The organism is Chitinophaga deserti (genome assembly GCF_003149455.1).
Taxonomy (GTDB): Bacteria; Bacteroidota; Bacteroidia; order Chitinophagales; family Chitinophagaceae; genus Chitinophaga; species Chitinophaga deserti.
Genome location: NZ_QFFK01000007.1, coordinates 217263 through 240314, shown reverse-complemented (window position 1 = coordinate 240314; position 23052 = coordinate 217263). Strand labels below are relative to the sequence as shown.

Genomic DNA, 23052 nt, shown 5'->3' with positions numbered 1-23052 from the left:
TTTTAAGTGATGCCGGGAAAATCGGTCAGATATAAGGGGTCGCAGGTTCGAATCTGGTCATCCCGACAATATTGAGATAACTGAACAGAAGAGTATACAAATATTTATGAGCGCAGAACAAGACATATTACAGGAACTGGCAGGCCGTGAGTACGAGTTCGGGTTTGAGACGCAGATCGAAATGGATATTGCGGCTCCCGGGCTTAACGAGGATACCATCCGTTTCATTTCCGCCAAAAAGCAGGAGCCTGAATGGCTGCTGGAATGGCGGCTGAAGGGATTCCAGCTTTTCCAGAAACTGACTATGCCCAACTGGCAGAATTTCAAACTTCCGGAAGTTGACTTCCAGGGTGTTTCCTATTATGCCGCACCTAAGAACAAGGTGAAATACAATAGTCTGGATGAAGTAGACCCCGAACTGCTCCGCACCTTTGAAAAACTCGGAATCCCGCTGGAAGAGCAGAAAATGCTGTCCGGCGTAGCTGTAGATGCGGTATTCGACTCTATTTCCGTGGCTACTACCTTTAAAGCGCAGCTCCATGAGCTGGGTATCATCTTCTGCTCCTTCGGGGAAGCCGTTCAGGAATATCCTGAACTGGTGAAGAAGTACCTCGGCACCGTGGTTCCCCAATCCGATAACATTTATGCCGCACTGAACTCCGCCGTGTTTTCAGACGGATCTTTCGTATACATTCCCAAAGGCGTCCGCTGCCCCATGGAACTGTCCACCTACTTCCGTATCAACGCGAAGAATACCGGCCAGTTCGAGCGTACACTCATTATCGCTGACGACAGCTCCTATGTGAGCTACCTCGAGGGCTGCACCGCTCCGATGCGCGACGAAAATCAGCTGCATGCTGCCGTGGTGGAACTCATCGCCATGGATCATGCGGAAATTAAGTACTCTACCGTTCAGAACTGGTACCCCGGTGATAAAGACGGCAAAGGCGGCATCTACAACTTTGTGACCAAACGCGGGATCTGCAAGGGTAAAAACTCCAAGATCTCCTGGACACAGGTAGAAACCGGATCTGCCATCACCTGGAAGTATCCCGGCGTAATCCTGCAGGGCGACAACTCCATCGGTGAATTCTACTCCGTGGCGGTTACTGCCAACAAGCAGGTGGCCGACACCGGTACCAAAATGGTCCATATCGGGAAAAACACCAAGAGCCGCATTATTTCCAAAGGTATCTCTGCCGGCCACGGCCATAATACCTACCGCGGACTGGTAAAAGTAGGCCCCAACGCCACTAACGCCCGAAACTTCACACAGTGCGATTCGCTCCTTATCGGCGACCGCTGTGGCGCGCATACCTTCCCTTACATCGAATCCAAGAACAATACGGCCATGGTGGAACACGAAGCCACCACGTCCAAGATCGGGGAAGATCAGGTGTTTTACCTGAACCAGCGCGGGATCGATAATGAACAGGCCGTAAACATGATCGTAAACGGCTACGCAAAAGAAGTACTTAACCAGCTGCCCATGGAATTTGCCGTGGAAGCACAAAAATTATTATCCATCACGCTGGAAGGCAGTGTTGGATAACCAATAAAAACAAAGAGATGTTAGATATCAAGAACCTGCATGCTGCAGTAGAAGGAAATGCTATTCTGAAAGGCATTAATCTGACCGTGAAACCGGGCGAAGTTCACGCCATCATGGGCCCCAACGGCTCCGGCAAATCTTCTCTCGCCTCTGTGCTGGCCGGTCGCGAATCATATGAAGTGACCGAAGGATCGGTAGACTTCCTCGGTAAAGACCTGCTCGATATGAGCCCTGAAGTGCGTGCACGTGAAGGACTTTTCCTCGCCTTCCAGTACCCTGTGGAAATCCCCGGTGTTTCCAACATCAACTTCCTGAAAACTGCTGTTAACGAAATCCGTGCCTACCATGGCCAGCCTCCTATGCAGGCCAAGGCTTTCCTCGATATGCTGAAAAGCAAACAGAAGCTCATGGAATTCGATGCCAACCTCATGAACCGCTCCCTCAATGAAGGGTTCTCCGGTGGTGAGAAAAAACGCAACGACATCTTCCAGATGGCTATGCTCGAGCCTAAACTCGCTATCATGGACGAAACCGATTCCGGTCTCGACATCGATGCACTCCGCATCGTATCCGCCGGCGTGAACAAGCTCCGCAGCAAAGACAACGCCTTTATCATGATCACCCACTACCAGCGCCTGCTGGAATACATCGTTCCCGACTTTGTACACGTGCTCTACAACGGCCGCATCGTGAAATCCGGCACCAAAGAACTGGCGCTGGAACTGGAAGAGAAAGGCTACGACTGGCTGAAAGAAGACATCCGTTTAGAAGAACCTGTACAATAAGACATGACGACTGTAACCAGAAATATATCATTCAACGAGGCTTTGCCCGCGCTGTTTAGCGCACAGTTTTCCGCCAACGGCTGGTTCGATGGCCGGGAAGCTGCCCTGAAGCAATTCCTCGCCCTCGGTGGTATCCCCACTGTTAAAACGGAAGACTGGAAATACACCAACGTAGTATCGTTTTTCAAAAACGATCTGCAGGTTACCCTCCCGGAGGTTCCGGAAGTAACTGCCGCACAGCTTGAAGCTACCGGCCTCATACTCCCCGATACTTTCCGCCTCGTGCTGGTAAACGGTGTGCTCCAGCCCCACCTTTCACAATTACCACCCGCATCGCAGGTAACAATATCCAAGCTGAGCGAAGCAGGTTCCCAGCCCGCTGTGGAACTGTACTTTAATCAGAGCCCCCGCATTGGCGAACATCATTTCGCACAACTGAACTCCGCCCTCTTTAACGACGGCCTGTTCATCGAAGTGAAAGCCAAAGCTCAGGTAGAATTGCCGGTTCAGATCATACATCTCTATGCCGCAGGGCAGGCCCGCCTTTTCAATCCCCGCCACCTCGTGGTAGTGAATGAAGGCGCCGCTTTACAGATCGTAGAATCTGCCGCTGGCATCGGCTTAGCAGATAAAGTGGTGATCAACAGCGTAATGGAATCCGTAGTAGCAGAACGCGCCCAGTTCAGCCAGTACCAGTTGCAGACCGGTGGTAACAACCTCCGCACCATCAACCAGAACCTGGTAGAACAGAAAGGCAAAAGCGTTTATAACAACTATACTTTCACGCTCACCGAATCCGAATTCGTTCGTAATAACCTGAACATCTCGCTCGACGAAGAACGTACCGAAACACATATGTACGGTTTCTACATCGCAGCCGGCGGACAGCTGATCGACAACCACACGTCTGTCGACCACCGCATGCCTAACTGCGAAAGTAATGAGCTGTACAGAGGCGTACTGATGGATAAATCTACCGGTGTGTTCAACGGGAAGATCTATGTGCATGAAGATGCGCAGAAGACCAATGCTTTCCAGCAGAACAACAACCTGGTGATTAGCCCTGAAGCTACCATCTTCACTAAACCGCAGCTGGAAATTTTCGCAGATGATGTGAAATGCAGCCATGGCTGTACAATCGGCCAGGTGAGTGAAGACGCGCTTTTCTATCTGCGTGCCCGTGGTATCGGAGAAGCAGAAGCCCGCAACCTGCTGGTGAAAGCATTCGCCTTCGACATCACCGCCAAAGTGAATATCCCGGCTGTGCGTAAACAGGTAGAGCAACTTGCTTCACAATACCTGAACGCCTAGCCTTCACCCTCAAAAACCCGGAAGGATCATGGAAACAGCGACTGCACAAGATATTTTATGGCCGGAAGTGGATCTGATCAGGAATGAATTCCCGATACTCCAGCAAACCGTGAACGGGCGGCCACTCGTGTATCTGGACAATGGTGCCACCACGCAGAAGCCCGTTTCGGTGATCCGTTCCATGCAGGAATATTATACTCAATACAACAGCAACGTACACCGTGGTGTTCATACGCTGAGCCAGCAGGCCACTGCTGCTTATGAAGCCGCCCGGCATGCAGTAGCCGCATATATTGGCGCGCACCATCATGAGGTGGTGTTCACCAAAGGTACTACTGACGCCATTAACCTGGTGGCTAACGGCTTCCGTAAAGCATTCCTGAAAGAAGGTGACGAGATCATCATCTCCGCCATGGAGCACCACTCCAACATCGTTCCCTGGCAACTCATTTGTGAGGAAAAAGGTGCGAAGCTGAAAGTGGTTCCCGTTTCCGATAACGGCGAGCTCGATATGGACGCTTACCGCTCCATGCTGAACGGCCGCGTGAAACTGGTATCTGTTACCTGGGTATCCAATACCCTGGGTACCGTAAACCCGGTGAAAGAGATCATCGCCCTGGCGCATGAACAAGGTATCCCCGTTATGCTTGATGCCGCTCAGGCAGCTGCGCATATTCCCATTAAAGTTCACGAACTGGATGTGGACTTCCTGGCACTGTCTGGCCACAAACTATACGGTCCTACCGGTATTGGTATCCTCTACGGTAAAGAAAGCTGGCTCGAGAAACTGCCTCCCTACCAGGGTGGTGGCGACATGATCCGGCACGTTACTTTTGAGAAAACCACTTATGCCGATGTTCCGCTGAAGTTTGAAGCCGGCACACCTGCTATTTGCGAAGCCATAGGATTGGGCGCTGCCGTAGCCTGGGTCAATAAAGTGGGTATCCATAAGATCCTCGCATATGAACACCAGCTTACGGATTATGCAGTTGCCGCACTAAGGCTGATAGATGGCCTCCGGTTTATAGGTGATGCCAAACACCGCAGCGGAGCTATTTCATTCCTCGTGGGCGACACCCACCCTTCTGATGTGGGTGTATTGCTCGACCAGCAGGGCATAGCCGTACGTACAGGCCACCATTGCACACAACCGCTCTGCGACCGCTTCGGCATCCCCGGAACAGTACGTGCCTCACTGGCAGTGTACAACACTACCGGAGATATCGACAAGCTGGTGGATGGTGTACGGAAAGCCGTAACTTTGCTGGGATAAACCATTAACGACATGACAATCAAAGAGCAACAGGACAGGATCATAGAAGATTTCGAAGTGTTTGGTGACTGGATGGAGAAATACGAGTACATCATTCAGCTGGGAAAAGACCTGCCGCTCATTGACCCTCAATACAAAACGGACGACAACCTCATCCGCGGATGCCAGAGTAAAGTGTGGCTCCACGCGGAGTTGAAAGATGGAATACTGGAATTTACCGCAGACAGTGATGCTGTGATCACCAAAGGGCTCGTAAGCCTCGTGATACAGGTACTGAGCGGCCACCCGCCGAAGGAAATCGCAGAAGCAGAGATCTACTTCATCGAAGCCATCGGTTTAACCAGCCACCTCTCTCCCACCCGCTCCAATGGCCTCCTCTCCATGCTGAAGCAAATGAAGCTGTACGCCCTCGCCTTTCAGGCTAAATCAATGCAAAACTGACGCAACATGGAAATATCACTGAGAGATCAGGTGGAAGAAGCATTGCGCACGGTATACGATCCTGAGATCCCCGTGAACATCTTCGACCTTGGCCTGGTGTATAAGATCGAAGCAGGAGATGATGGAAAGGTACTCGTTATCATGACGCTCACCGCTCCCGGATGCCCTGTAGCAGGTTCCATCATGGAAGAAGTAAGCCAGAAAGTGTCTGCCATACCCGGCGTTTCTGATGCAGACGTTCGCCTTACTTTCGATCCCCCCTGGACGAAAGACATGATGAGCGAAGAAGCTAAACTGGAATTAGGATTTTTGTAAAACTTATTAAAGACGCCCACCAAAGGCGTCTTTTTTTAATACCAAAGCATCATGGCAGAAGACCTGCATATCATTCAAGGCACAAAAGCGGAGCAGTATGAGACCATACTGCCGCAAATAAAAGCACTCATTACCGGGGAACCCGACCTTACGGCTAACCTCGCTAATATATCTGCAGCACTGAAAGAGCAGTTTGGCTGGCTCTGGGTAGGCTTTTACCTCGTAAAAGAGGATGAGCTGGTACTTGGTCCCTTCCAGGGCCCTGTGGCCTGTACGCGCATCCGGAAAGGCCGTGGCGTATGCGGTGCCGCATGGGAACGGGCGGAAACGCTGGTAGTCCCTGATGTGGAAGCTTTCCCCGGGCACATCGCCTGCAGCAGCTTATCCCGCTCCGAAATCGTAATCCCGCTTATCCATAACGGCGAAGTAAAAGGCGTTCTGGATGTAGACAGCACAGATCTCAACACATTTGATGAAACCGACCGCCGTTTTCTTGAAGAAATCACCGGCTGGATATTCACGTCCTGAAATTTCCCAGGTTTCACCATTTCCGTATAATAAAAGCGGCAGATAAGCAGGCTCCCATATCCTGCTATCTGCCGCTTTTTTTTACAGACTACATATAATATATTGCTGGAAATCTAATTGTTGCAATAGCAATTCTCTCCTCCCCTTAATATCTTATTTTCGGCGTAACTGATACTGTGCACCCTTCAGTCTCGTTTAAATCCGGGTTTATGCAGCTCTTTACTGGAGATGCAGCAGATCCAATAAATCTAAAGCACATGAAAAACGCCGCTGAAATCAGCGGCGTATATGATTACATAACACGTAGCATTCAGTTGTATTATTACTGACGCTCAACCACGATGAACACTACTGACATCGGCGGCAGCGCAAAACGAAGACCATCCTTCGTTCTGGCAGACCAGGCTTTTACTTTCCCGGCATCTTCCGGCCCGCCGGCAATCCCGGAAGGCCCGCTACCGTTGATAAATACCTTCCTCGAAAAATGACTTACCCCTTCTCCGCCCGTAAGCTCATACCAGTAATACCGCTCACCTGCCTTGAAATTCTTCAGGTTAAGCGAAACGGTTTGAACAGTTGCAGCGCGGTTTACAATGGCTACACCGGCATGGCCGCTGCTGAAGGTGGTGGTATATGCATTAATATTATGATTTGAAGCCGGTAATGTGGTTTCCACCAAACGGTTACCCAGGCATTTCTGCAGGTAATAGAGATAGAAAAACGCTGGCCGTGCATTCCACTTTACCTCACCGGAGGCCCCTTCGCCCTGACTGAATAGCCCATGATCATTCCCGTTTTCCCAGGCATTGGCCAGATCCCACCGGCATGCCATTCCAAAGCCATTACGCAGTAATTCCCCAATAACCAGTACAGCATGCATCCCCGCCACCTGCGATACCATTTGTTGTGACCCTACAGCAAAGATGTTCCATTCTGTAAGGGCCACTGGCCTGGTGGGGGCACCATGGCGCTGTATTGTTGTTTTCAGGTACTCCATCATCGCTTTGGTGACCGTTTCAGCAGAGGCCAATACTTCCGGCGGATTGGAATTCGTATTATACGGCGTGTAATAACTGTGTACGATGTAATAGTCTGCTGATGCACCAGCTTCCTTCAAAACGCCTTCATTCCACTTCTTATCGGTAGCCGTAGCCCATGTAGGCGGGTCGTGCTCCAGCAATTGCGCACCGATGAAAATCGTATGCCCCAATGCAGCGGCTGCCTTCCTCATGGAATCGGCCATTACGCGCCAATGCCGGCCATACAGCTCTCCGGTTACTATTTCCGGTTGCCCGTCTTTATTGGCGGCAGGATTGATACGATACCCCGCCTGCCAGGTGCCATTACTTTCATTCCCGATCTCCCAATACCGCGTTCTCCCTTTATCGTACCGTACCCACTCTGCTGCAAGATGCGCTGCAGCTGCTACGGGATCAGGCCCCGTACCATAACGGGCATATCCATAATTAATGGTAATCACACCTTCGCTGCCGGTTTGCTGGAGCATATTGTAATAGTTAGCGGTGCTCATCGTCCACCCGGCGGTATTGCCGCCAAACCAATACCCTGCAGGCATCGTTTTCCCTTCTGCATCGGTAAGCTGTGCAGGTGCATCGGAAGGCGCATTACCGGGTGCTGCATTCCAGAAGAATACACTGCTGAGGTTCCCCCCCGGGAAGCGTAACAGGCGTGGCTGAAGCTGTTGCAATTGTTGTAACAGTCTTGGCTCCGTCACCATCTGGGTCATGTAGATATTGGTGTTGTTCCCCAGCATAGTTGGTGGAATCTTCGTCAGTACTTTAGCCACATCAGCAGTAATGGCGACCTGTGCTGCCGCCGGAGGCGCTTTCTCTTCAAAAGCCGGTGCAGTAAACGATTTCTCCTTCCACCCGTCCATGAACAAACCGATGGTTGCAGCGGTGGCAGGGTCCTGCGGCAACACCACCGTACCGGTAGTATCGCCGCCATCACCATTCCCATTTACACGTTCGCCCGACTTCTTATTACAGGCTATCGACGCACAGCAAATTATGCTCAGTATACAGATCCCTCTTGCCGTTATTTTCATTCCTATTTAATCTTGACGATCCTGAAATTGTCGAATGCTGCATTAAACACTTCGATCCCTTTTTCTTCTGAAACTATTCTGAACCCGAAGGCTACATTACCGCCGGCAGTCACCAGTTCCCCCATGGAAACCGCGCTGGCTCCGGTACCTTCTATTCCATCTGATGCTCTCCTGAATGCATTCAAGGGTACTGTAATAGTTTGCCATTTATGCCCCGTATGGAATCCTTCAGCGGGAGAAGCCGCCCAGGGCATCCAGCGCACGGCTAATTCTTCGCCAAAGCGGAGCACGCACACGGCAGTGGTCCAGGGTTCTTTGGTGCTGATTTCAAATTTAAGGGCGTAATCAGCGGCCTGATGAGTTCTGACTGCATCTGTAAATAATGCTACCGGATTAAAGTTACCGGATCTGCCTCCCTCCCACCATGCACCATTTTTGGCACCTACACCTCCGAAAATGTTATGGAGATAATGCCCTCTTGTTCCGGGGAACTTGGTGGCGTCGTTGATACGATCTGCTCCCCACCATGCCCAGCTGAAGCGGGGCACTTCCCCTGTTTCTCCTGCATTGGTAAAATTGCAGATCACATCTCCGCTCTGATGGTCGTTTAACGGCCCGTCAGATACCGCGGTTCCATACTTTGCCACTACAGCCAGCCTGCCGGTATCGTTTCCAAGATCTGGCATTACAAAACCTACGCGAAAACCATCAATATCTGTGTTGAAAGCAGTGACTTCCCGTCCGCCGGGGAGGATAATCTTATTGATCAGCCACAGGCTGGAGCCCCAGATGATCACAGAATCGCCGGGTAAAGCGTTTTCATTACTGATTGTTTCAATGGATGGCGGGGGAATGTCTATTGCGAAAGTAAATACCGCTACTCCATGGTCTGTTTTAATCCGGATTTCATTTGGCACCTTCGGATCTGTTGCTTCAGAAGGCGTTTCATCCGGAATAGTAATGATAACATGTGTATTGGTATTGTAAGCGGGATTGAAGTAAGCACTCAATCCGTTAAATGTAATACTGGAAATCCCTTGCAGATTTTCACCGGTGATGAGGATCATTGTTCCGGGAAGTGCGCGTACAAAGGAACTGTCCTGCTTAGAGGAATCCAGTAACGATACTTTGCGTACTACGGGCGGACCGGATATCCCGTCGTCTTTGGAACAGGCTGCCAGCAGAATCAGTAACATGCCTGCCAGCAACAGTCGAATATTTTGGCTCATGGGAGTTGCGTTTTTGGGTGATTAGAACTTAAAGGGAACTGGTGGCTTACGGAGGTTAGGCGCGGCTGATAGTTCCACTGCCGGAATGGGCAGGAAGAAGTTACCTGCCGTTACCGCATACTTAGCCGGCACATCGGATGTAACCGTCCAGCCCGTAGCGTTGGTTGCAGCATTGGGAACAACGCGGTAGGTACCTCTGTCCTGGTTCTTAATAAGATCCAGTACTTTCTGCGGGGAATGATAATACATCCGCACCAGATCGTACCATGCCTGTCCTTCCATGGCCAGTTCCAGCCTGCGTTCGCGGTAGATATCGTCTGCCGTAATTACATTCTTCTCCGGTACACCTGCCCTCTCGCGCACGGCATTGAAGTATTTTAAAGCCTGAACATCGTTGGTGGAGGCTGCATTTCCCAGCGCGGCTTCTGCGTAGATGAGGTATACATCCGCAAGGCGCAACATGTAGGTATTCATCTCTGTATGCTGCTGTGTCACTTTGCCATCGTTATCTTCCGGACGGCCCACTACATACTTTTTCACCCAGGCACGTGTATTGTAACGCTCTGTGCCTACCCAATTCCACGGCACTTGTAGCTCCTGCACGATCTTCTTCCCGGGGTTATTGGGATCATCCACTGCCTGATGAATGTAAGAATAATGTGTACCCGGCAGCATGAAGGTTCCTTTCAGGCGCTTGTCAGTAGCGGTGTACAACGACAGCTGATCGGGAGAAGCTCCAAGGTCGCCACCCCATCCGTCACCAAAACCAGTGATCTCAGAACCATAAGCCAGAAAGGCCTGCACGCTGTTCTGGGTTCCCCAGTCGCCATCGTATTTCCATTGCAAGGCAAAAAGACTTTCAGAATTATTATTGTTCTTCATGATGAAGAGGTCTTCGTAACTGGACATCAGCTTAGCCCCGCTGCCTGTGATAACTTCCAATGCAAAGGCTTTCGCTTTGTTCAGATCGTCCTGATTGCGCTGTCCGTTTCCGCCAAGTCCTGCGCGGGTGAGGTAGCTTTTCGCCAGCATCCCTTTTGCCGTCCATCTGGTGATACGGCCTTTCTGTGCGGGCGTGGGCGGCAGGTTATCTGCTGCAAACTGAAATTCCCTGATAATGAATTCCCATACGCTTTCCACGGTATTCCGCGCAACAGTGGTATCTGTCAGCAGGGTGTTATTATCGACTATAATGGGTACTGCGCCCCAGTTTTGTACGAGATAGTAATAAGCCATTGCACGCATAAACCGTCCTTCTGCAATACCCATCTGCTTAATGTTAGCGGGTACACCGGGAGCGGTATATTTCGTTACGTTATTGATCACCATATTGGATTGCGCCACCACGTTATAGAAGGCCGTCCAGGAGCTGTAAACTTCCGGAGTAACGTCAGTGGTTTGCATCCTGATATTTTCGACCTGATAAGAGCCGGACATGAGTACGCCTGCGCGTCCGTCGCCGATCCCGTGCGATGCTTTATCGTTATAGGCGAACCATACAATGTTGTATAGTGGCGCTGTACCTGCCAGCACCTGATCGGATGTCTGGTAAAAGTTAACGTCCACGATCGCGTCTTCAGGCGGACGGTTCAGGAAATCCTTGCTGCATGCAGCCAGCAGTACACCGCAGCTGAAAAGGAATATATATCGGATGAATGATTGCTTTTTCATAATTCGGAATTTTAGATGCTTAAAAATCAACAGCCACGGCAGCGGAATACATGCGGGTGAGCGGATAGCGTCCGGCGTCTACAGCAATCAGCTGGCTGCTGAGCTGCACTTCTTTACCCAGATAGGCGCCTACTTCGGGATCAAACCCGCTGTACTTCGTGAACGTATGCAGGTTCTGCGCACCCAGTGTAACCCGGATAGAGCGTACCACGCGCTGGCGGCTGAGCCATTCCGACGGCACTATATATCCCAGTTGCACGTTTTTGATTCGGATATAAGAACCATCTTCCACAAAGAAGTTCGTGAAACGGTTGCCATTGCCATTTACATCGGTACCCACAATACGTGGTATCCTGGTGCCGGGGTTCGAAATCACATCCTTTCCACCGGCATCTTTCACTATGCGTGCATAATCAAATGCTTCCGACATGAGGTTGCGGCCCAGGTTGATATTATTGGGATTGGCATTGTTATAACGTACGTAGTTGTAGATATCATTCCCGGAGGCGCCTGTCAGCAGAATGCTCAGATCAAACCCTTTCCAGGAAAAGGTATTGGTAAGGCCGTAAGTCAGCTTGGGCCAGGGGTTACCGATATAGGTCTGGTCGCGGGAATCGATCTTATTATCGTTATTAAGGTCTTTGTATTTGATATCTCCTACCCAAACGCCACCGTCTTTAGCGATGGGCAGCGGCGAACCGTCGGCCTGCGTAGGTATAGCGCTTTTCCGTACTTCTTCTTCAGACTGGAAGATCCCGTCTGCCACATATCCCCAGAACATCCAGGGAGCCTGGCCAATGGCGGAGCGGGAAGTGAAGTTATTCATATACCACGCGCTGCGGCTCAGGAAGGCAGCGTCGGAATAGAACTTGGTAATCTCAGTTTTGAAAGAGGAGATGTTGAAATTCGTTTTCCAGGTGAAACCATTCCTGTTGACATTGGTTGTATTCACCGTAATCCCGAATCCGCGGTTTTTCATGGATCCGATATTTACGATCGGTGCGCTGATGGCCCCTTCGCCCTGCGTACCCATGTAAGCGGGCAGCGGGTTAGGCATGAGGAGATTATCGGTTTCGCGGATGTAATAATCTGCTTCGATCTGGATCCTGTCTTTGAACAGCCCCAGGTTCAGGCCGATGTTTTTGGTTTCGGTAGATTCCCATTTCAGATCGGCGTTACCATACTGCCCTGTTCTGAAACCTGCTCCCCATGGAGTGGTTACTGACGACAGGGAGCTGAATTGCGCACCACCGCTGCCGCTGTTACCTGTAGTACCGAACTCTGCACGCAGCTTCAGGTCGCTGATCATGTCGAGCGACTGCATAAAAGGTTCGCGGGAAACACGCCAGGCTGCAGAAACTGAAGGGAAGTATCCCCAGCGGTTGTTGGTACCGAAGTTGGACGAGCCATCCGCACGCCCTGCCACCTGCAGGATGTACTTATCGTCATAAGTATAGATAACGCGGCCCAGCCAGGACTCCAGTGCGCCGGAGCCTTTGTTACCGCCTGTAGTTTGCCCCTGCGCATCACCGAGGTTAATGGACGGGATCTCGTTGCTGGCAAAGCCGGTGCGGGTAATGTTGTAACCTTCATAATTCCAGGCCTGCGCTTCGTGGCTTGCCATGGCGTTAATGGAGTGCTTACCGAACTGCGTGGTATACTGCAGCAGCTCGTTCAGGTTCCAGTAGAAATTCTTATTGTTCTGCACCGACATGCTGGCTTTCTCATTGGCGTTGTAACCCAGCCGGTAAGTGGGGGTAAATTTCACACCGTCGAAAAACTCGAAGTTGCCGTTAAAGCTGGTCCGGAAAGTAAGGCCTTTAATGATCCCTACTTCTGCCGTCATACCACCCATGCCGCCTGTCCGTTTCAGATCATTACTAATGAGATTGGCGATGGCTACGGGGTTAAGCGGTGCATACTTGGCATTGCTGCCGTATTCATTTTCTGTAGCGCCTCCCCAGGAACCATCCGCGTTCTTCACCGGAACGTTCGGTGCAAGGTTGATGGCATTGCGGATCACGTCTTCACTGGTAGACGACAGTTTTTCTTTCGTCTGGTAAAAGTTAACGTTGGTACTGAGCTTCAGCCATTTGAACAATTGATTGTCCATATTAAGGCGGAAGCTGTAGCGTTTGAAGTCTGACCCAACGGCCACCCCTTCCTGATCGAAATACTCACCGGAGATATAATAACCTGTGCGCTCAGTACCACCGCTGACAGTTAGCTGATGCCTTTGCAACGGAGCGGTTTTAAAGAGCTCCTGCTGCCAGCGGGTACCGTCACCCAAAACAGAAGGATTCTGGAATTCGGGGGTGGGTGTACGGTTCAGAAGGGCTGCAATTTCATTATTCATAATGGCGAACTGGCGGAGGTTGAGTGTCGCTACTTCATCCGGCTTGTCCTGCAGCGTATATAAATAGTTATATCCCACTTTCATCTGCCCCATCCTGCCCCTGCGGGTAGTTACCAAAACTACGCCGTTAGTGGCACGGGAACCGTAAATGGCCGTAGCTGATGGCCCCTGCAGTATTTCCATAGACTCAATATCGTTGGAGTTGATACCGGCCAGGGGGTTTACGGAACTGGTATTGCCGTAGGAAACGGTGGCAGGCTGAATCTGAACCCCGTCTATCACATACAACGGCTCATTGGTGCCGCTAAGGGTATTGATCCCGCGGATTACCACCGATACGCCGCCACCGGGCTGACCGGAGTTCTGCGTTACATACACACCCGCGGCCCTGCCCTGTAAGGCCTGATCGATGGTGGTATTGATCGTACGGCCGATATCAGCGGCTGATACGGATACCTGGGCACTGCTCTGATCGGTCTTCTTCATTTTGCCATACCCTACCACAATTACATCACTGAGGGTTTTGCTGTCGGTTTCGAGGGTAACGTTGTAAGAGGAAGCACTGCCTACCTTGATTTCCTGGGCCGACATGCCCACGAAAGAGATACCCAGTACATCTCCCGTTTTGGCCTCTATACTGAAGCGGCCTTCAGCATTGGTAGCCACGCCCCTGGAGGTGCCCTTTATGGCGACGGTAGCACCGGGTATAGGCTGCCGTGAATCGCGGTCGGTCACAAGACCGGTAATAGTACGCCTTTGGTCAGGAGGAGTTTGGGCGAGAATGGGAACATGGGCCAGCCATAGGCAGAGGAGTATCCACCAGACCGGGCTCGATTTCCCCGCTAAACTGATTTTTTTCATACGTAGAATGTTAATGTGTGGAATGTTTGCGCGTTGATTTGGTTGACTATTGTAAACTGGGACCCGCGTTGTAAGGTCTCGATAAAAGTATCGGGATTATCCGGATAGCAGGGTATGACATTGTTTAAAATGCGGGGCTGTAATGTTGCCGCCAGGGGGTCAGAATGTTAATTCCACAGGTATCATTTGTTGCCTTCCTTACTTGCGCATGGCCGTTGCATAGGCCGAAGGCAGCATGTGGTATGCCATTTTGAAGTAACGCGCGAAATATTTGGGGTTATTGAATCCTACTTCATAAGCTACCTCCGCGATGTTCATTTCCGTCTTCACCAGGAGGTCGGCAGCACGCCGTAACCGTACCGACCGTATGAACTCGATGGGCGGCTGCCCGGAAAGAGCGTAAATCCTTTTGTAAACAGAAACACGGTTCATACAAAGTTCCCTGCTGAGTGCCTCCACTGAGAATTCTGCGTCCGACAGGTTCTTTTCCACGATCTCCAAAGCACGTTGCATAAACTTCTCGTCGGCCGAGAGTTGCTCCGGCTCCGCATCTTTCGGGATCACCCATTGCACGGGCGCCTTCCTTTCCAGCAGATTCCGTACGCGTGACAGCATGATCTCGAAACTAAAGGGCTTCACAAGGTAATCCGCCGCGCCGGCATCCAGGCCCTGCAGCTGAATGTTCTCCTCTCCCATGGCGGTGAGCAGGATCACAGGGATCTGGCGGGTACGGGCGTGGCTCCGTATCTTCCGGCAAAGGGCCAGGCCATCCATTCCCGGCATGGTAATATCGCTCACCACCAGGTCTGGCTGAGCAGAAAGGGCTGCCTGCCATCCCGCCTCCCCATCGGCCGCTTCCAGTACATTATAATACTCCTGCAGGTTCTCCTTGAGGTAAAAGCGGAAATCTTCCGTGTCTTCCACCAGCAAAATGGTTTGTTTGCGTTTCCCTTTCCGCGAGGCTGCTTCCGGAACTTTCAGGGGAGCTGCAGGTACATGGGTATCGTTTGCGATGTGCTCCGGTGCATCGTAGGCCGATAAATCATATGGAATGCGCACGGTAAAGCAGCTGCCCTGATCAGGTATGCTCTCCACCTCCACCGTTCCGTGCTGCATGGTAACGAACTCCCGCGTGATGGCAAGGCCGATGCCACTACCCGGACTCACAAATGCACTCCGCTGGTCGGCCTGGAAGTAGCGTTCAAAGATCTTCCCGATTCTGTCGGGCGGTATCCCTATGCCGGTATCCCGTACGCGCAGCTCCAGCCAGGCACGCTCTTCTTCCGGGGTAACAGAGGCCGTCACTTCTACCGTTCCGCCGGCAGGTGTAAATTTAAATGCGTTGGAAAGCAGGTTGAAGACGATACGCTCCAATTTATCGTGGTCGAAGCGGACATGTAGCTGACCGGTATTGGCACTGTATGTTAATGCAACGCCCTTCCTTTCTGCCAGATCAGAAAATGACTGGACAGATTCCCGGAGAAAGCCCATCAGCTCCCCCGGTACCGCATCCGTCCGCAATTCCTGCATTTCCATTTTCCTGAAATCCATGAGCTGGTTAACCAGGTTCAGCAGGCGCCGTGCATTCCTACGTATCAACTGGAACTGCTGCCGCTCTCCTTCATCGTCCGAACGCCTGATGAAATCTTCAATGGGCGACAGTATCAGGGAAACCGGTGTCCGCAGTTCGTGGCTTACATTGGTCAGGAGTTTGATCTTCATCATATCCATTTCGTGCAGCCGCTGTGCCTCCTTTCGCTCGTTCTGTAATGCAAACCTGCGGTGGGCACGGCGGATAATTGCCTGCCTCCCAAGGTACAATGCCGCTATCAGGAGCAATACATACGCCGTATATGCCCAGCCGGTAGCCCACCAGGGCGATAGTATCCGTATCTGGAGGGAAATGCTCCCGCCTGTAGGATTCCCGTCTTCGGGAGATGAGCGTACATGCAGGGTATAATTACCCGGGTTGATGTTGGTGTAAGAGATGCGCCGGGTCTTACCATCTGTCAGCATCCATTCTTTATTGAAGCCTTCCAGCTTGTATTCATACCGGTTCTTGTCGGCATGCCGGAAATTCAGGGAAGCGAAATCCACTGAAAAATCATTCTCATTATACCGCAGGTTTATACTGCGGGTTTCGGGTAGAGAAGCATCGAGCACTACATGCCCGCGAAAGCTCTCTCCCGCTCCGATCGTTTTGTTGAATAACTGCAGACCGGTGAATACGAGTGCAGGTGGCGTTCTGCTTTCCTTGATTTCTGCAGGGTTAAACAAATTGAAGCCATCGGCCCCACCAAACACCATTTCCCCACTCCGCAGGCGCAATGCTGCATTCACGTTGAATACTTTACCCTGCAACCCGTCCTGCTCATCATAATTCCGGCAGGAGATCACCAGATCGTTCCCCACACCGGTTGCCCGAATACGCGATAAACCGCGGGTGGTACTCACCCACAGCCACCCGTTATCGTCTTCCAGCATGCTTACAATTGTGTTATCAGGCAAACCGTCTGTTATCCTGAAAGTGCGGAAGTTGCGGGAGGCAGGATCGTAATAGCTCAGTCCTTCGCGTGTACCGGCCCACATACGGCCCTGGCGGTCGCAAAGCAGGGAAGTTACGTTGTCGTTACTGAGCTGATGGGTACTGCGCAACAGGTGTATGAATATGCCCTTTGATTTATCCAGCACATCGATGCCGTAGGCGGTGCCTATCCATAAATCGCCCCCGGGCGTTTCTGCAAAAGCGGTAATGTAATTGGAATGGACTGAATTGGCCATATCCGCATTGTTATGATAGAATATACCATTGCTGCGGTCAAAACGGTCGAGGCCGCCGCCCAGTGTGCCTACCCAGAAATTGTTGCGGCTGTCTTCATACAGCTTCCAGACGGTTTTATTAGCCAGGCTGTTGGCATCTTTCGCAGAATGCCGGTAATGCGTAAAGCGCCCGTTGCTGAAGTAATCCATCCCTCCGAAATAATACCCGATCCAGAGCTGATCCCTTTTATCTACATGCAGGCTCACGATCACATCATTGCTCAGCGAGTTTTCATCGCCGGGCTTGTGGCGGTATTGCCGGTAGGTATGTGCTTTCCGGTCGTAGTATATCAGTCCTCCGCCATTGGTACCGATCCATAGGTTGCCTTTCTTATCTTCCGCGAAACAGTTCACATCATTATACGGCAGCGTCAGCGGATCGCCGTGTTTGAATTCATGGAGGGCAAACTTCATCTTATTCTCCGCGAAATAACTTACGCCTCGTTTATAAGTGCCACACCAGACAATGCCCTGCCTGTCTTTATACAATGCATAAACAGCATTTTCGGCTAAGCTCTTGGAGTCTTCCGGTCGATTAATGAGGAACCTGGCGTGAAAGGTTTGTTTATCCAGAACGTTTACACCGCCATGATCCGTACCGATCCACATCAGCCCGTGATCGTCCTGTATAATGCTATTAACGATATCGTTGTTAAGAATCCCTGTTTTCCTTGAGATGCTCCTTTTACTGCCTGTTGCTGTCTGGAAATACAGCACACCAAAATCACTACCCGGCATATAAACCCAGCAATCTTTCTGTGCGTCTATAAAAAGGGATAATGTAACCGGCGGACGGGAAACATCTTCACACAGCGCTTCTGAATGCCATACGGTACGCCCGTTACGGATATCGAGCCGTGTCAGCGCACCATCGAACCATAAAAGCATCAGGTGATTTTCATCTTCCTGTTTGATATCTGCAATCCGTACACCCGTTCGCATAGGCAATGCTATACGCGAGGCTTTCCCCTGTGGCAGGAGCCGGTATAGTCCGGAGTCTGCATAGGCTGCCCAGCAGGTATCTCCTGTCAGCACCATTGCCGTCATCCCTGCTTCAGGTAATCCCTTAGACTTCAGCCAGGGCCCTGCCTGCATAAACTGCTCGCTGCGCGGATCATAGAGGTTGTCTCCATTGCGGGTACGGATATACATCCGCCTGTCCGGCGCGGGAAAGAGGGAAACGATATAGTCGTCGCTGAGGGAAAGGGAATCGGAAAATATATGCCTGAATACGCGGAAATTGGTTCCGTCGTAACGGTTCAACCCTCCCAGTGTACCAAACCACAGGAACCCCCGGTCGTCTTTGTAAATACAATTAACCTGGTTGTTACTCAATCCGTGATGGATGTTGAGACTGGTAAAGGGATACGCCGGTTGTTGCGCTCTGGCATAACAAAGCACCAGCAGACATAGCGGGATCAGTAGTTTTTTAAACATGAGTCATCGTGGAACTACCTCAATTTAATGAATTAAGGGCATTTACTGCAAGTAACAGGCAGGGGTTTTAATTTGGGGTAATTTACTATCAGTACAGTCTTGTCGGGTACAAAGGAGCGATAATTACAAACATTTCATTATCAATCAAATATACTACAACCCTTCTACCATCCTTCATCCATCCTTCATCCAACCTCCATCGAACCCTTGATTTTGCTGGAGATGGATGAAGGATGGATGAAGGATGGCAGCAGGATGTCAGTAGGTTGAAAAGTAGAAGATGATAGGATAATAGCAGAAAGGGGCTTAATAGCAAAGGGGCTAACCTTTTAAGTCAGCCCCTTCACAATACTTTTTGGTTAGCCCGGTTAGGGAACTCCTTTCCAGGAGTTGTTGACAGAATTAACGTCAGGGAGCACCTTATCAGGGTCTACCGTTACACCGGTCACTTTACCCTTTGAGATATGGTGGAACGTCCAGGTAGCGCCGGACTGCCAAACTTCTACGGGCAGGTTCACGCGGGAGGTGGAGCCGTTGGATTCGGTGATCTCTACCACTACAGGCATAGGCGCCTTTTCGAGGCAGAGCACCTGGATGGCGGTGGTGCTGTCGTTCCGCTGGGTAACAGTTCCTACAGCCATATCTATTTTCCAGTTATTAATGATCCAGGAGCGCCAGAACCAGTCGAGGCTTTCTCCTGAGCTGTTCTCAATGGCACGGAAGAAATCCCATTGCGTAGGGTGCTTAAATGCCCAGTTATCGATGTAATATTTGAAAGCTTTGTCAAAACGTTCTTCGCCCAGTACCACTTCCCGCAGGAGGTCGAGGCCCACAGCAGGTTTGAAGTAACCCAGTACGCCATAGCTGGCAGGACGGATCACATCCGGACGGTGCAGTACCGCACTGGCGGAATCGAAGAACATCATGCGTGACAGTGCATGGCGGTCGCGCTGGCTATGGTCAAATTCTCCTTTATTAAAAGCTTTGTCTGCAATACCGTTGATGAAAGTATTAAAACCTTCGTCCATCCATCCGAATCGGCGTTCGTTACTTCCCACGATCATGGGGAACCAGTTGTGGCCGAATTCGTGATTGGTTACACCCCAAAGGCCAGCTTTCTGTGCACGTGCGGAGCAGAACACAATACCGGGGTATTCCATACCGCCAACGATGCCTGCCACGTTAATAGCTGTAGGGTAAGTGTACGGATACCATTTCTCGGAATAGTGTTCGATACAGCCTTTTACAAACTCGGTAGAGCGGCGCCAGGCGGAGTCTCCCGCACTTTCTTCAGGATACACGCTCATGGCGAGGGCCTTTTTACCTTCGGGGAGGTTGATGCGGGCAGCATCCCAGATAAAGGATTTGCTGGCAGCCCAGGCTACGTCGCGGGTATTGGCGCAGCGGAACTTCCAGGTAAGGCGGTCTTTCGCCGGGCGGGAAGCAGGATCCTTTACTTCAGAAAGATCGCGCAGCATTACGGTTTTATCACTGGCAGCAGCCTGTTTGTAACGGGCCAGCTGTGTGGGGGTGAGTACTTCCGCAGGGTTCAGCAGATCGCCTGACCCTACTACGATGTGGCCCGCTGGAGCATTAACCGTATAATCGATATTTCCGTATTCGAGATAAAACTCGCCCTGTCCCATATAAGGCAGGGTGTTCCAGCCCAGTACGTTATCGAACACGCACATGCGCGGATACCATTGGGCAATCTCGTAAATGCGGCCATTCTTGGAATTTAGGATACCCATACGGTCGGTACCGTATTCAGGAATGGGGAACGAAAAATCCACCTGCAGCTGAATGCTGCCGCCGTTGGCCTTTAATGCCTGCGGAAGATCTACCCGCATGCGGGTATCGTTCACATCGAAAGTTACTTTTTGTGCTTTACCTGCCTGGAGTACCGCTACATTGCCAATGGTATAACCACCGTCAAAATTACGGTTGGCCCAACGGCCTCCGGTGGGTGCTGTAGATGCAACACTGCGGGAAGAAAGGCGGTAAATATTCTGATCCAGCTGCAGCCACAGGAAAGGGAGATTTTCAGGGCTGTTATTACGGTAAGTGATTACTACCGAGCCGGATATGGTCTCCTTCACATCATCAAACGTAACGTCGATCTTATAATCGGCGCCATTCTGCCAATAGCGGTGTCCGGGACGGCCACTGGCGGTACGTACATCATCACCGTTTGAAGGGTAGAAATCCGGGTTAAAAGCTTCGTAGGCATTGTACAGGGACGCTTTTTGCTGAGCGGCGGCCGACGAAAAGATGCAGACACACCCTGCCAGGGCGGCGAGCCAATTCTTCGTTTGCATTATTGCAGGCATAATTTTGTTGTTAAGAAAAGGGAAAACTAGGGATATTTATTTGTTATACAAAGCAATGTGTTATAAACGGTTGGCAGCATCAATGACGCTTCCAGACCTCCAGCACCCTCTCTCCGCGCGGGCTCAGCCTGTACCCGATGTCCCTACTCTCCGTGAGGCCCAGGTTCTTCAGTTTCCGGATACTGGTCTTCAGCCATTCCTTATCGATCTGCAATGCCTCTGCCAGATCTCCGGCACGTTCTTCCGGACGACGGGCTATTATGCCAAGGGTACGCTTCGTCCAGGCGCCGAAAGGACTGCGCTCGTCCAGCCCGCGGAGTTTCTTTAAAATCAGTTCCATCTCCTTATCTTCCACTTCATCATTTTCCCGGAGGGCGATGCGCGGATCATCTCCCAGATAATGAAAACGGATGCGGTATAAGATGCCCGGCCGTTTGTCCAGTTCCGTGATCAGCGCACTGCGGCTGGGAAATCCGGATGCTTTTGCGGTTTGCTCCGTGATATCCGTCAAAGGTACTTCATCCACCGCATCAATATGCAGCTGGCCGATGGCGATGAGCAATGTGCCCCCTGCCTTTACAGTAGGCCTTTTCCAGCGGCGGTATGCAATTTTAACCTGCCCTTTACGGATGGCCTCCATGATTTTTTCCCTGAACAGCATACCCCAATATAACGTTTTTTTAACGCATAAACCGGGGTATCAGACATGTCGCATTCGCCCCCTTCCGGGGGATTATTCGTATATTTGCACCTTAAAATTGGAAGTTATGACGATAGATATCTGGTCGGATGTAGCCTGCCCTTTCTGCTATATCGGCAAACGCCACCTGGAAGCTGCCTTAGCTCAATTCCCCCATGCAAAAGATGTGGAGGTAACCTGGCACAGCTTTGAGCTGAACCCTGACGCACAAAAGGATTACAAGGAAGATCATTATACTTTACTGGCCACCAAATATGGCATGACGCGTGAGCAGGCACAGGCCAACTCGGAAAGAGTAGCCGCTGCAGGTAAAGCCGTGGGCATCGATTTTAAATTCGATGACATGGTAAGCACCAATACCTTCAACGCCCACCGACTTATACAGCTGGCGGCACAGCATGGCAAACAGGATGAAATGGAAGAACTTCTGTTCAAAGCCATGTTCACCGAAGGCAAACACGTTGGGGACGCTGCCACACTGGAAGGCATTGCTAAAGAGGCCGGTATTGATGCAGTGGAAATGCTGAAAGGAACGGAGTTCACGGGAGAAGTGCGGCAGGACGAAGCACAGGCCCAGGAGCTGGGTATCCGCGGCGTACCGTTTTTTGTATTTGACCGAAAATACGCCATCAGCGGGGCACAACCGGTGGGAGTGTTCAATGACACCCTGCAAAAAGTGTGGGATGAATCACATCCACAAATCATCCATCCTACGGGGGGTGATGCCAATGCCTGCGCAGACGGAGTTTGTAACGTATAACCGGAAATCATACAAACAGAAAAAGCCTTCCCACACAGGAGTATACCTGTGCCGGAAGGCTTTCTTGTATGGGTAAGCAGGTATTAGAAGTTATAACCTGCCTTCAGGCCAAAGAAGCTGCGTGTACCGTCCTTAAACCATCCCTCCCATTTAGCCTGCACATCGAGGCCCAAGACCCGAATGCCTACGCCCGGAGCAAACAGGAATGCAGAACCATCCACATCACCCGTGAAATTGGCAGCACCGGCTTCCGCTTTCACATACAGGATGGAAATGACTTTGTATTTAATACCTATCCGCACCGGGATGGCAGCTACATTAGGGTAATCGATCGTGTTTTCTGATTTACCGCCGAAACGCATATAGCCAACCGATCCCGTAACGCCGAAACCTGCTACCAGCTTAATATCGGCATTCAGGCCCACGCCGTAACCGGTATTGTTCGTTTTACTGAAATCGCCAACCGGGAACCCGGCTTCTACGTACGGACCAATGCTGAAACGCTTTAACTGCGCACTTGCAGTTATGCTGCCGGTAATGAGGAGTACCAGCAAAAGGGTTATTTTGTTTTTCATTTATCGGATATTTGGTAGTTATACTATACGAAATTATTAC

At 51.0% G+C, this 23052-nt stretch carries 16 protein-coding genes; 8 read left to right on the top strand and 8 right to left on the bottom strand.

What is annotated here, in order from left to right:
* Nucleotides 1-106 precede the first annotated feature (106 nt).
* From sufB to DEV76_RS17550, 7 genes are read left to right on the top strand one after another with little or no spacing between them, the layout of a single operon-like run.
* The gene (sufB, locus tag DEV76_RS17580) at nt 107-1552 is read left to right on the top strand and encodes a Fe-S cluster assembly protein SufB (protein WP_109699232.1); all 1446 of its coding nucleotides are present in this window, start codon (nt 107-109) and stop codon (nt 1550-1552) included.
* 17 nt (nt 1553-1569) lie between these two features.
* Nucleotides 1570-2337, top strand: coding sequence for a Fe-S cluster assembly ATPase SufC (sufC, locus tag DEV76_RS17575; protein WP_109699231.1), 768 nt, complete (start codon nt 1570-1572; stop codon nt 2335-2337).
* Between the two features lie 3 nt (nt 2338-2340).
* A complete protein-coding gene (gene sufD / locus DEV76_RS17570; RefSeq protein WP_109699230.1) occupies nt 2341-3648 on the top strand; it encodes a Fe-S cluster assembly protein SufD in 1308 nt (435 codons plus the stop codon).
* Nucleotides 3649-3676: 28 nt separating this feature from the next.
* Nucleotides 3677-4921: an aminotransferase class V-fold PLP-dependent enzyme gene (locus tag DEV76_RS17565; RefSeq protein WP_109699229.1), complete on the top strand. Its 1245-nt coding sequence runs from the start codon at nt 3677-3679 to the stop codon at nt 4919-4921.
* A 12-nt stretch (nt 4922-4933) separates the two neighbouring features.
* Nucleotides 4934-5362 carry a SufE family protein gene (locus DEV76_RS17560; protein ID WP_109699228.1) on the top strand — a complete coding sequence of 143 codons (429 nt, stop codon included), beginning with the start codon at nt 4934-4936 and terminating at the stop codon, nt 5360-5362.
* A 6-nt stretch (nt 5363-5368) separates the two neighbouring features.
* Complete coding sequence (locus DEV76_RS17555; protein WP_109699227.1) at nt 5369-5677, top strand: DUF59 domain-containing protein; 309 nt, start codon at nt 5369-5371, stop codon at nt 5675-5677.
* Between the two features lie 51 nt (nt 5678-5728).
* A complete protein-coding gene (locus DEV76_RS17550; protein ID WP_109699226.1) occupies nt 5729-6205 on the top strand; it encodes a GAF domain-containing protein in 477 nt (158 codons plus the stop codon).
* 322 nt (nt 6206-6527) lie between these two features.
* Here DEV76_RS17550 and DEV76_RS17545 read toward each other — a convergent pair whose 3' ends face one another.
* From DEV76_RS17545 to DEV76_RS17515, 7 genes are all read right to left on the bottom strand, one after another.
* The gene (locus DEV76_RS17545) at nt 6528-8273 is read right to left on the bottom strand and encodes an alpha-L-arabinofuranosidase (RefSeq protein WP_109699225.1); all 1746 of its coding nucleotides are present in this window, start codon (nt 8271-8273) and stop codon (nt 6528-6530) included.
* Between the two features lie 2 nt (nt 8274-8275).
* The gene (locus tag DEV76_RS17540; protein WP_157962953.1) at nt 8276-9502 is read right to left on the bottom strand and encodes a glycan-binding surface protein; all 1227 of its coding nucleotides are present in this window, start codon (nt 9500-9502) and stop codon (nt 8276-8278) included.
* Nucleotides 9503-9523: 21 nt separating this feature from the next.
* Entirely contained in the window at nt 9524-11173 is a 1650-nt protein-coding gene (locus DEV76_RS17535; RefSeq protein WP_109699223.1) for a RagB/SusD family nutrient uptake outer membrane protein, read from the bottom strand.
* A 19-nt stretch (nt 11174-11192) separates the two neighbouring features.
* Complete coding sequence (locus tag DEV76_RS17530) at nt 11193-14390, bottom strand: SusC/RagA family TonB-linked outer membrane protein (RefSeq protein WP_109699222.1); 3198 nt, start codon at nt 14388-14390, stop codon at nt 11193-11195.
* Nucleotides 14391-14588: 198 nt separating this feature from the next.
* Nucleotides 14589-18647 carry a hybrid sensor histidine kinase/response regulator transcription factor gene (locus DEV76_RS17525; RefSeq protein WP_109699221.1) on the bottom strand — a complete coding sequence of 1353 codons (4059 nt, stop codon included), beginning with the start codon at nt 18645-18647 and terminating at the stop codon, nt 14589-14591.
* A gap of 368 nt (nt 18648-19015) precedes the next feature.
* Nucleotides 19016-20965, bottom strand: coding sequence for a M1 family metallopeptidase (locus DEV76_RS17520; protein WP_109699220.1), 1950 nt, complete (start codon nt 20963-20965; stop codon nt 19016-19018).
* A 91-nt stretch (nt 20966-21056) separates the two neighbouring features.
* Nucleotides 21057-21638 (bottom strand): ASCH domain-containing protein, encoded by a 582-nt coding sequence (locus DEV76_RS17515; RefSeq protein WP_109699219.1) that lies wholly within the window; start codon nt 21636-21638, stop codon nt 21057-21059.
* Between the two features lie 106 nt (nt 21639-21744).
* Between DEV76_RS17515 and DEV76_RS17510 the strand changes: the two genes are divergently transcribed.
* Nucleotides 21745-22437, top strand: a complete 693-nt coding sequence (locus DEV76_RS17510) for a DsbA family oxidoreductase (protein WP_109699218.1) — start codon at nt 21745-21747, stop codon at nt 22435-22437.
* Nucleotides 22438-22520: 83 nt separating this feature from the next.
* Here the strand turns inward: DEV76_RS17510 and DEV76_RS17505 are convergent, their stop codons facing one another.
* On the bottom strand, nt 22521-23012 hold the full coding sequence (locus DEV76_RS17505) for an outer membrane beta-barrel protein (protein WP_109699217.1): 492 nt from the start codon (nt 23010-23012) through the stop codon (nt 22521-22523).
* Between the last annotated feature and the right edge of the window lie 40 nt (nt 23013-23052).

Coding starts and splice junctions, on each gene's coding strand:
- sufB (WP_109699232.1), top strand. CDS start 107: ATGAGCGCAGAACAAGACATATTACAGGAACTGGCAGGCCGTGAGTAC.
- sufC (WP_109699231.1), top strand. CDS start 1,570: ATGTTAGATATCAAGAACCTGCATGCTGCAGTAGAAGGAAATGCTATT.
- sufD (WP_109699230.1), top strand. CDS start 2,341: ATGACGACTGTAACCAGAAATATATCATTCAACGAGGCTTTGCCCGCG.
- DEV76_RS17565 (WP_109699229.1), top strand. CDS start 3,677: ATGGAAACAGCGACTGCACAAGATATTTTATGGCCGGAAGTGGATCTG.
- DEV76_RS17560 (WP_109699228.1), top strand. CDS start 4,934: ATGACAATCAAAGAGCAACAGGACAGGATCATAGAAGATTTCGAAGTG.
- DEV76_RS17555 (WP_109699227.1), top strand. CDS start 5,369: ATGGAAATATCACTGAGAGATCAGGTGGAAGAAGCATTGCGCACGGTA.
- DEV76_RS17550 (WP_109699226.1), top strand. CDS start 5,729: ATGGCAGAAGACCTGCATATCATTCAAGGCACAAAAGCGGAGCAGTAT.
- DEV76_RS17545 (WP_109699225.1), bottom strand. CDS start 8,273: ATGAAAATAACGGCAAGAGGGATCTGTATACTGAGCATAATTTGCTGT.
- DEV76_RS17540 (WP_157962953.1), bottom strand. CDS start 9,502: ATGAGCCAAAATATTCGACTGTTGCTGGCAGGCATGTTACTGATTCTG.
- DEV76_RS17535 (WP_109699223.1), bottom strand. CDS start 11,173: ATGAAAAAGCAATCATTCATCCGATATATATTCCTTTTCAGCTGCGGT.
- DEV76_RS17530 (WP_109699222.1), bottom strand. CDS start 14,390: ATGAAAAAAATCAGTTTAGCGGGGAAATCGAGCCCGGTCTGGTGGATA.
- DEV76_RS17525 (WP_109699221.1), bottom strand. CDS start 18,647: ATGTTTAAAAAACTACTGATCCCGCTATGTCTGCTGGTGCTTTGTTAT.
- DEV76_RS17520 (WP_109699220.1), bottom strand. CDS start 20,965: ATGCAAACGAAGAATTGGCTCGCCGCCCTGGCAGGGTGTGTCTGCATC.
- DEV76_RS17515 (WP_109699219.1), bottom strand. CDS start 21,638: ATGCTGTTCAGGGAAAAAATCATGGAGGCCATCCGTAAAGGGCAGGTT.
- DEV76_RS17510 (WP_109699218.1), top strand. CDS start 21,745: ATGACGATAGATATCTGGTCGGATGTAGCCTGCCCTTTCTGCTATATC.
- DEV76_RS17505 (WP_109699217.1), bottom strand. CDS start 23,012: ATGAAAAACAAAATAACCCTTTTGCTGGTACTCCTCATTACCGGCAGC.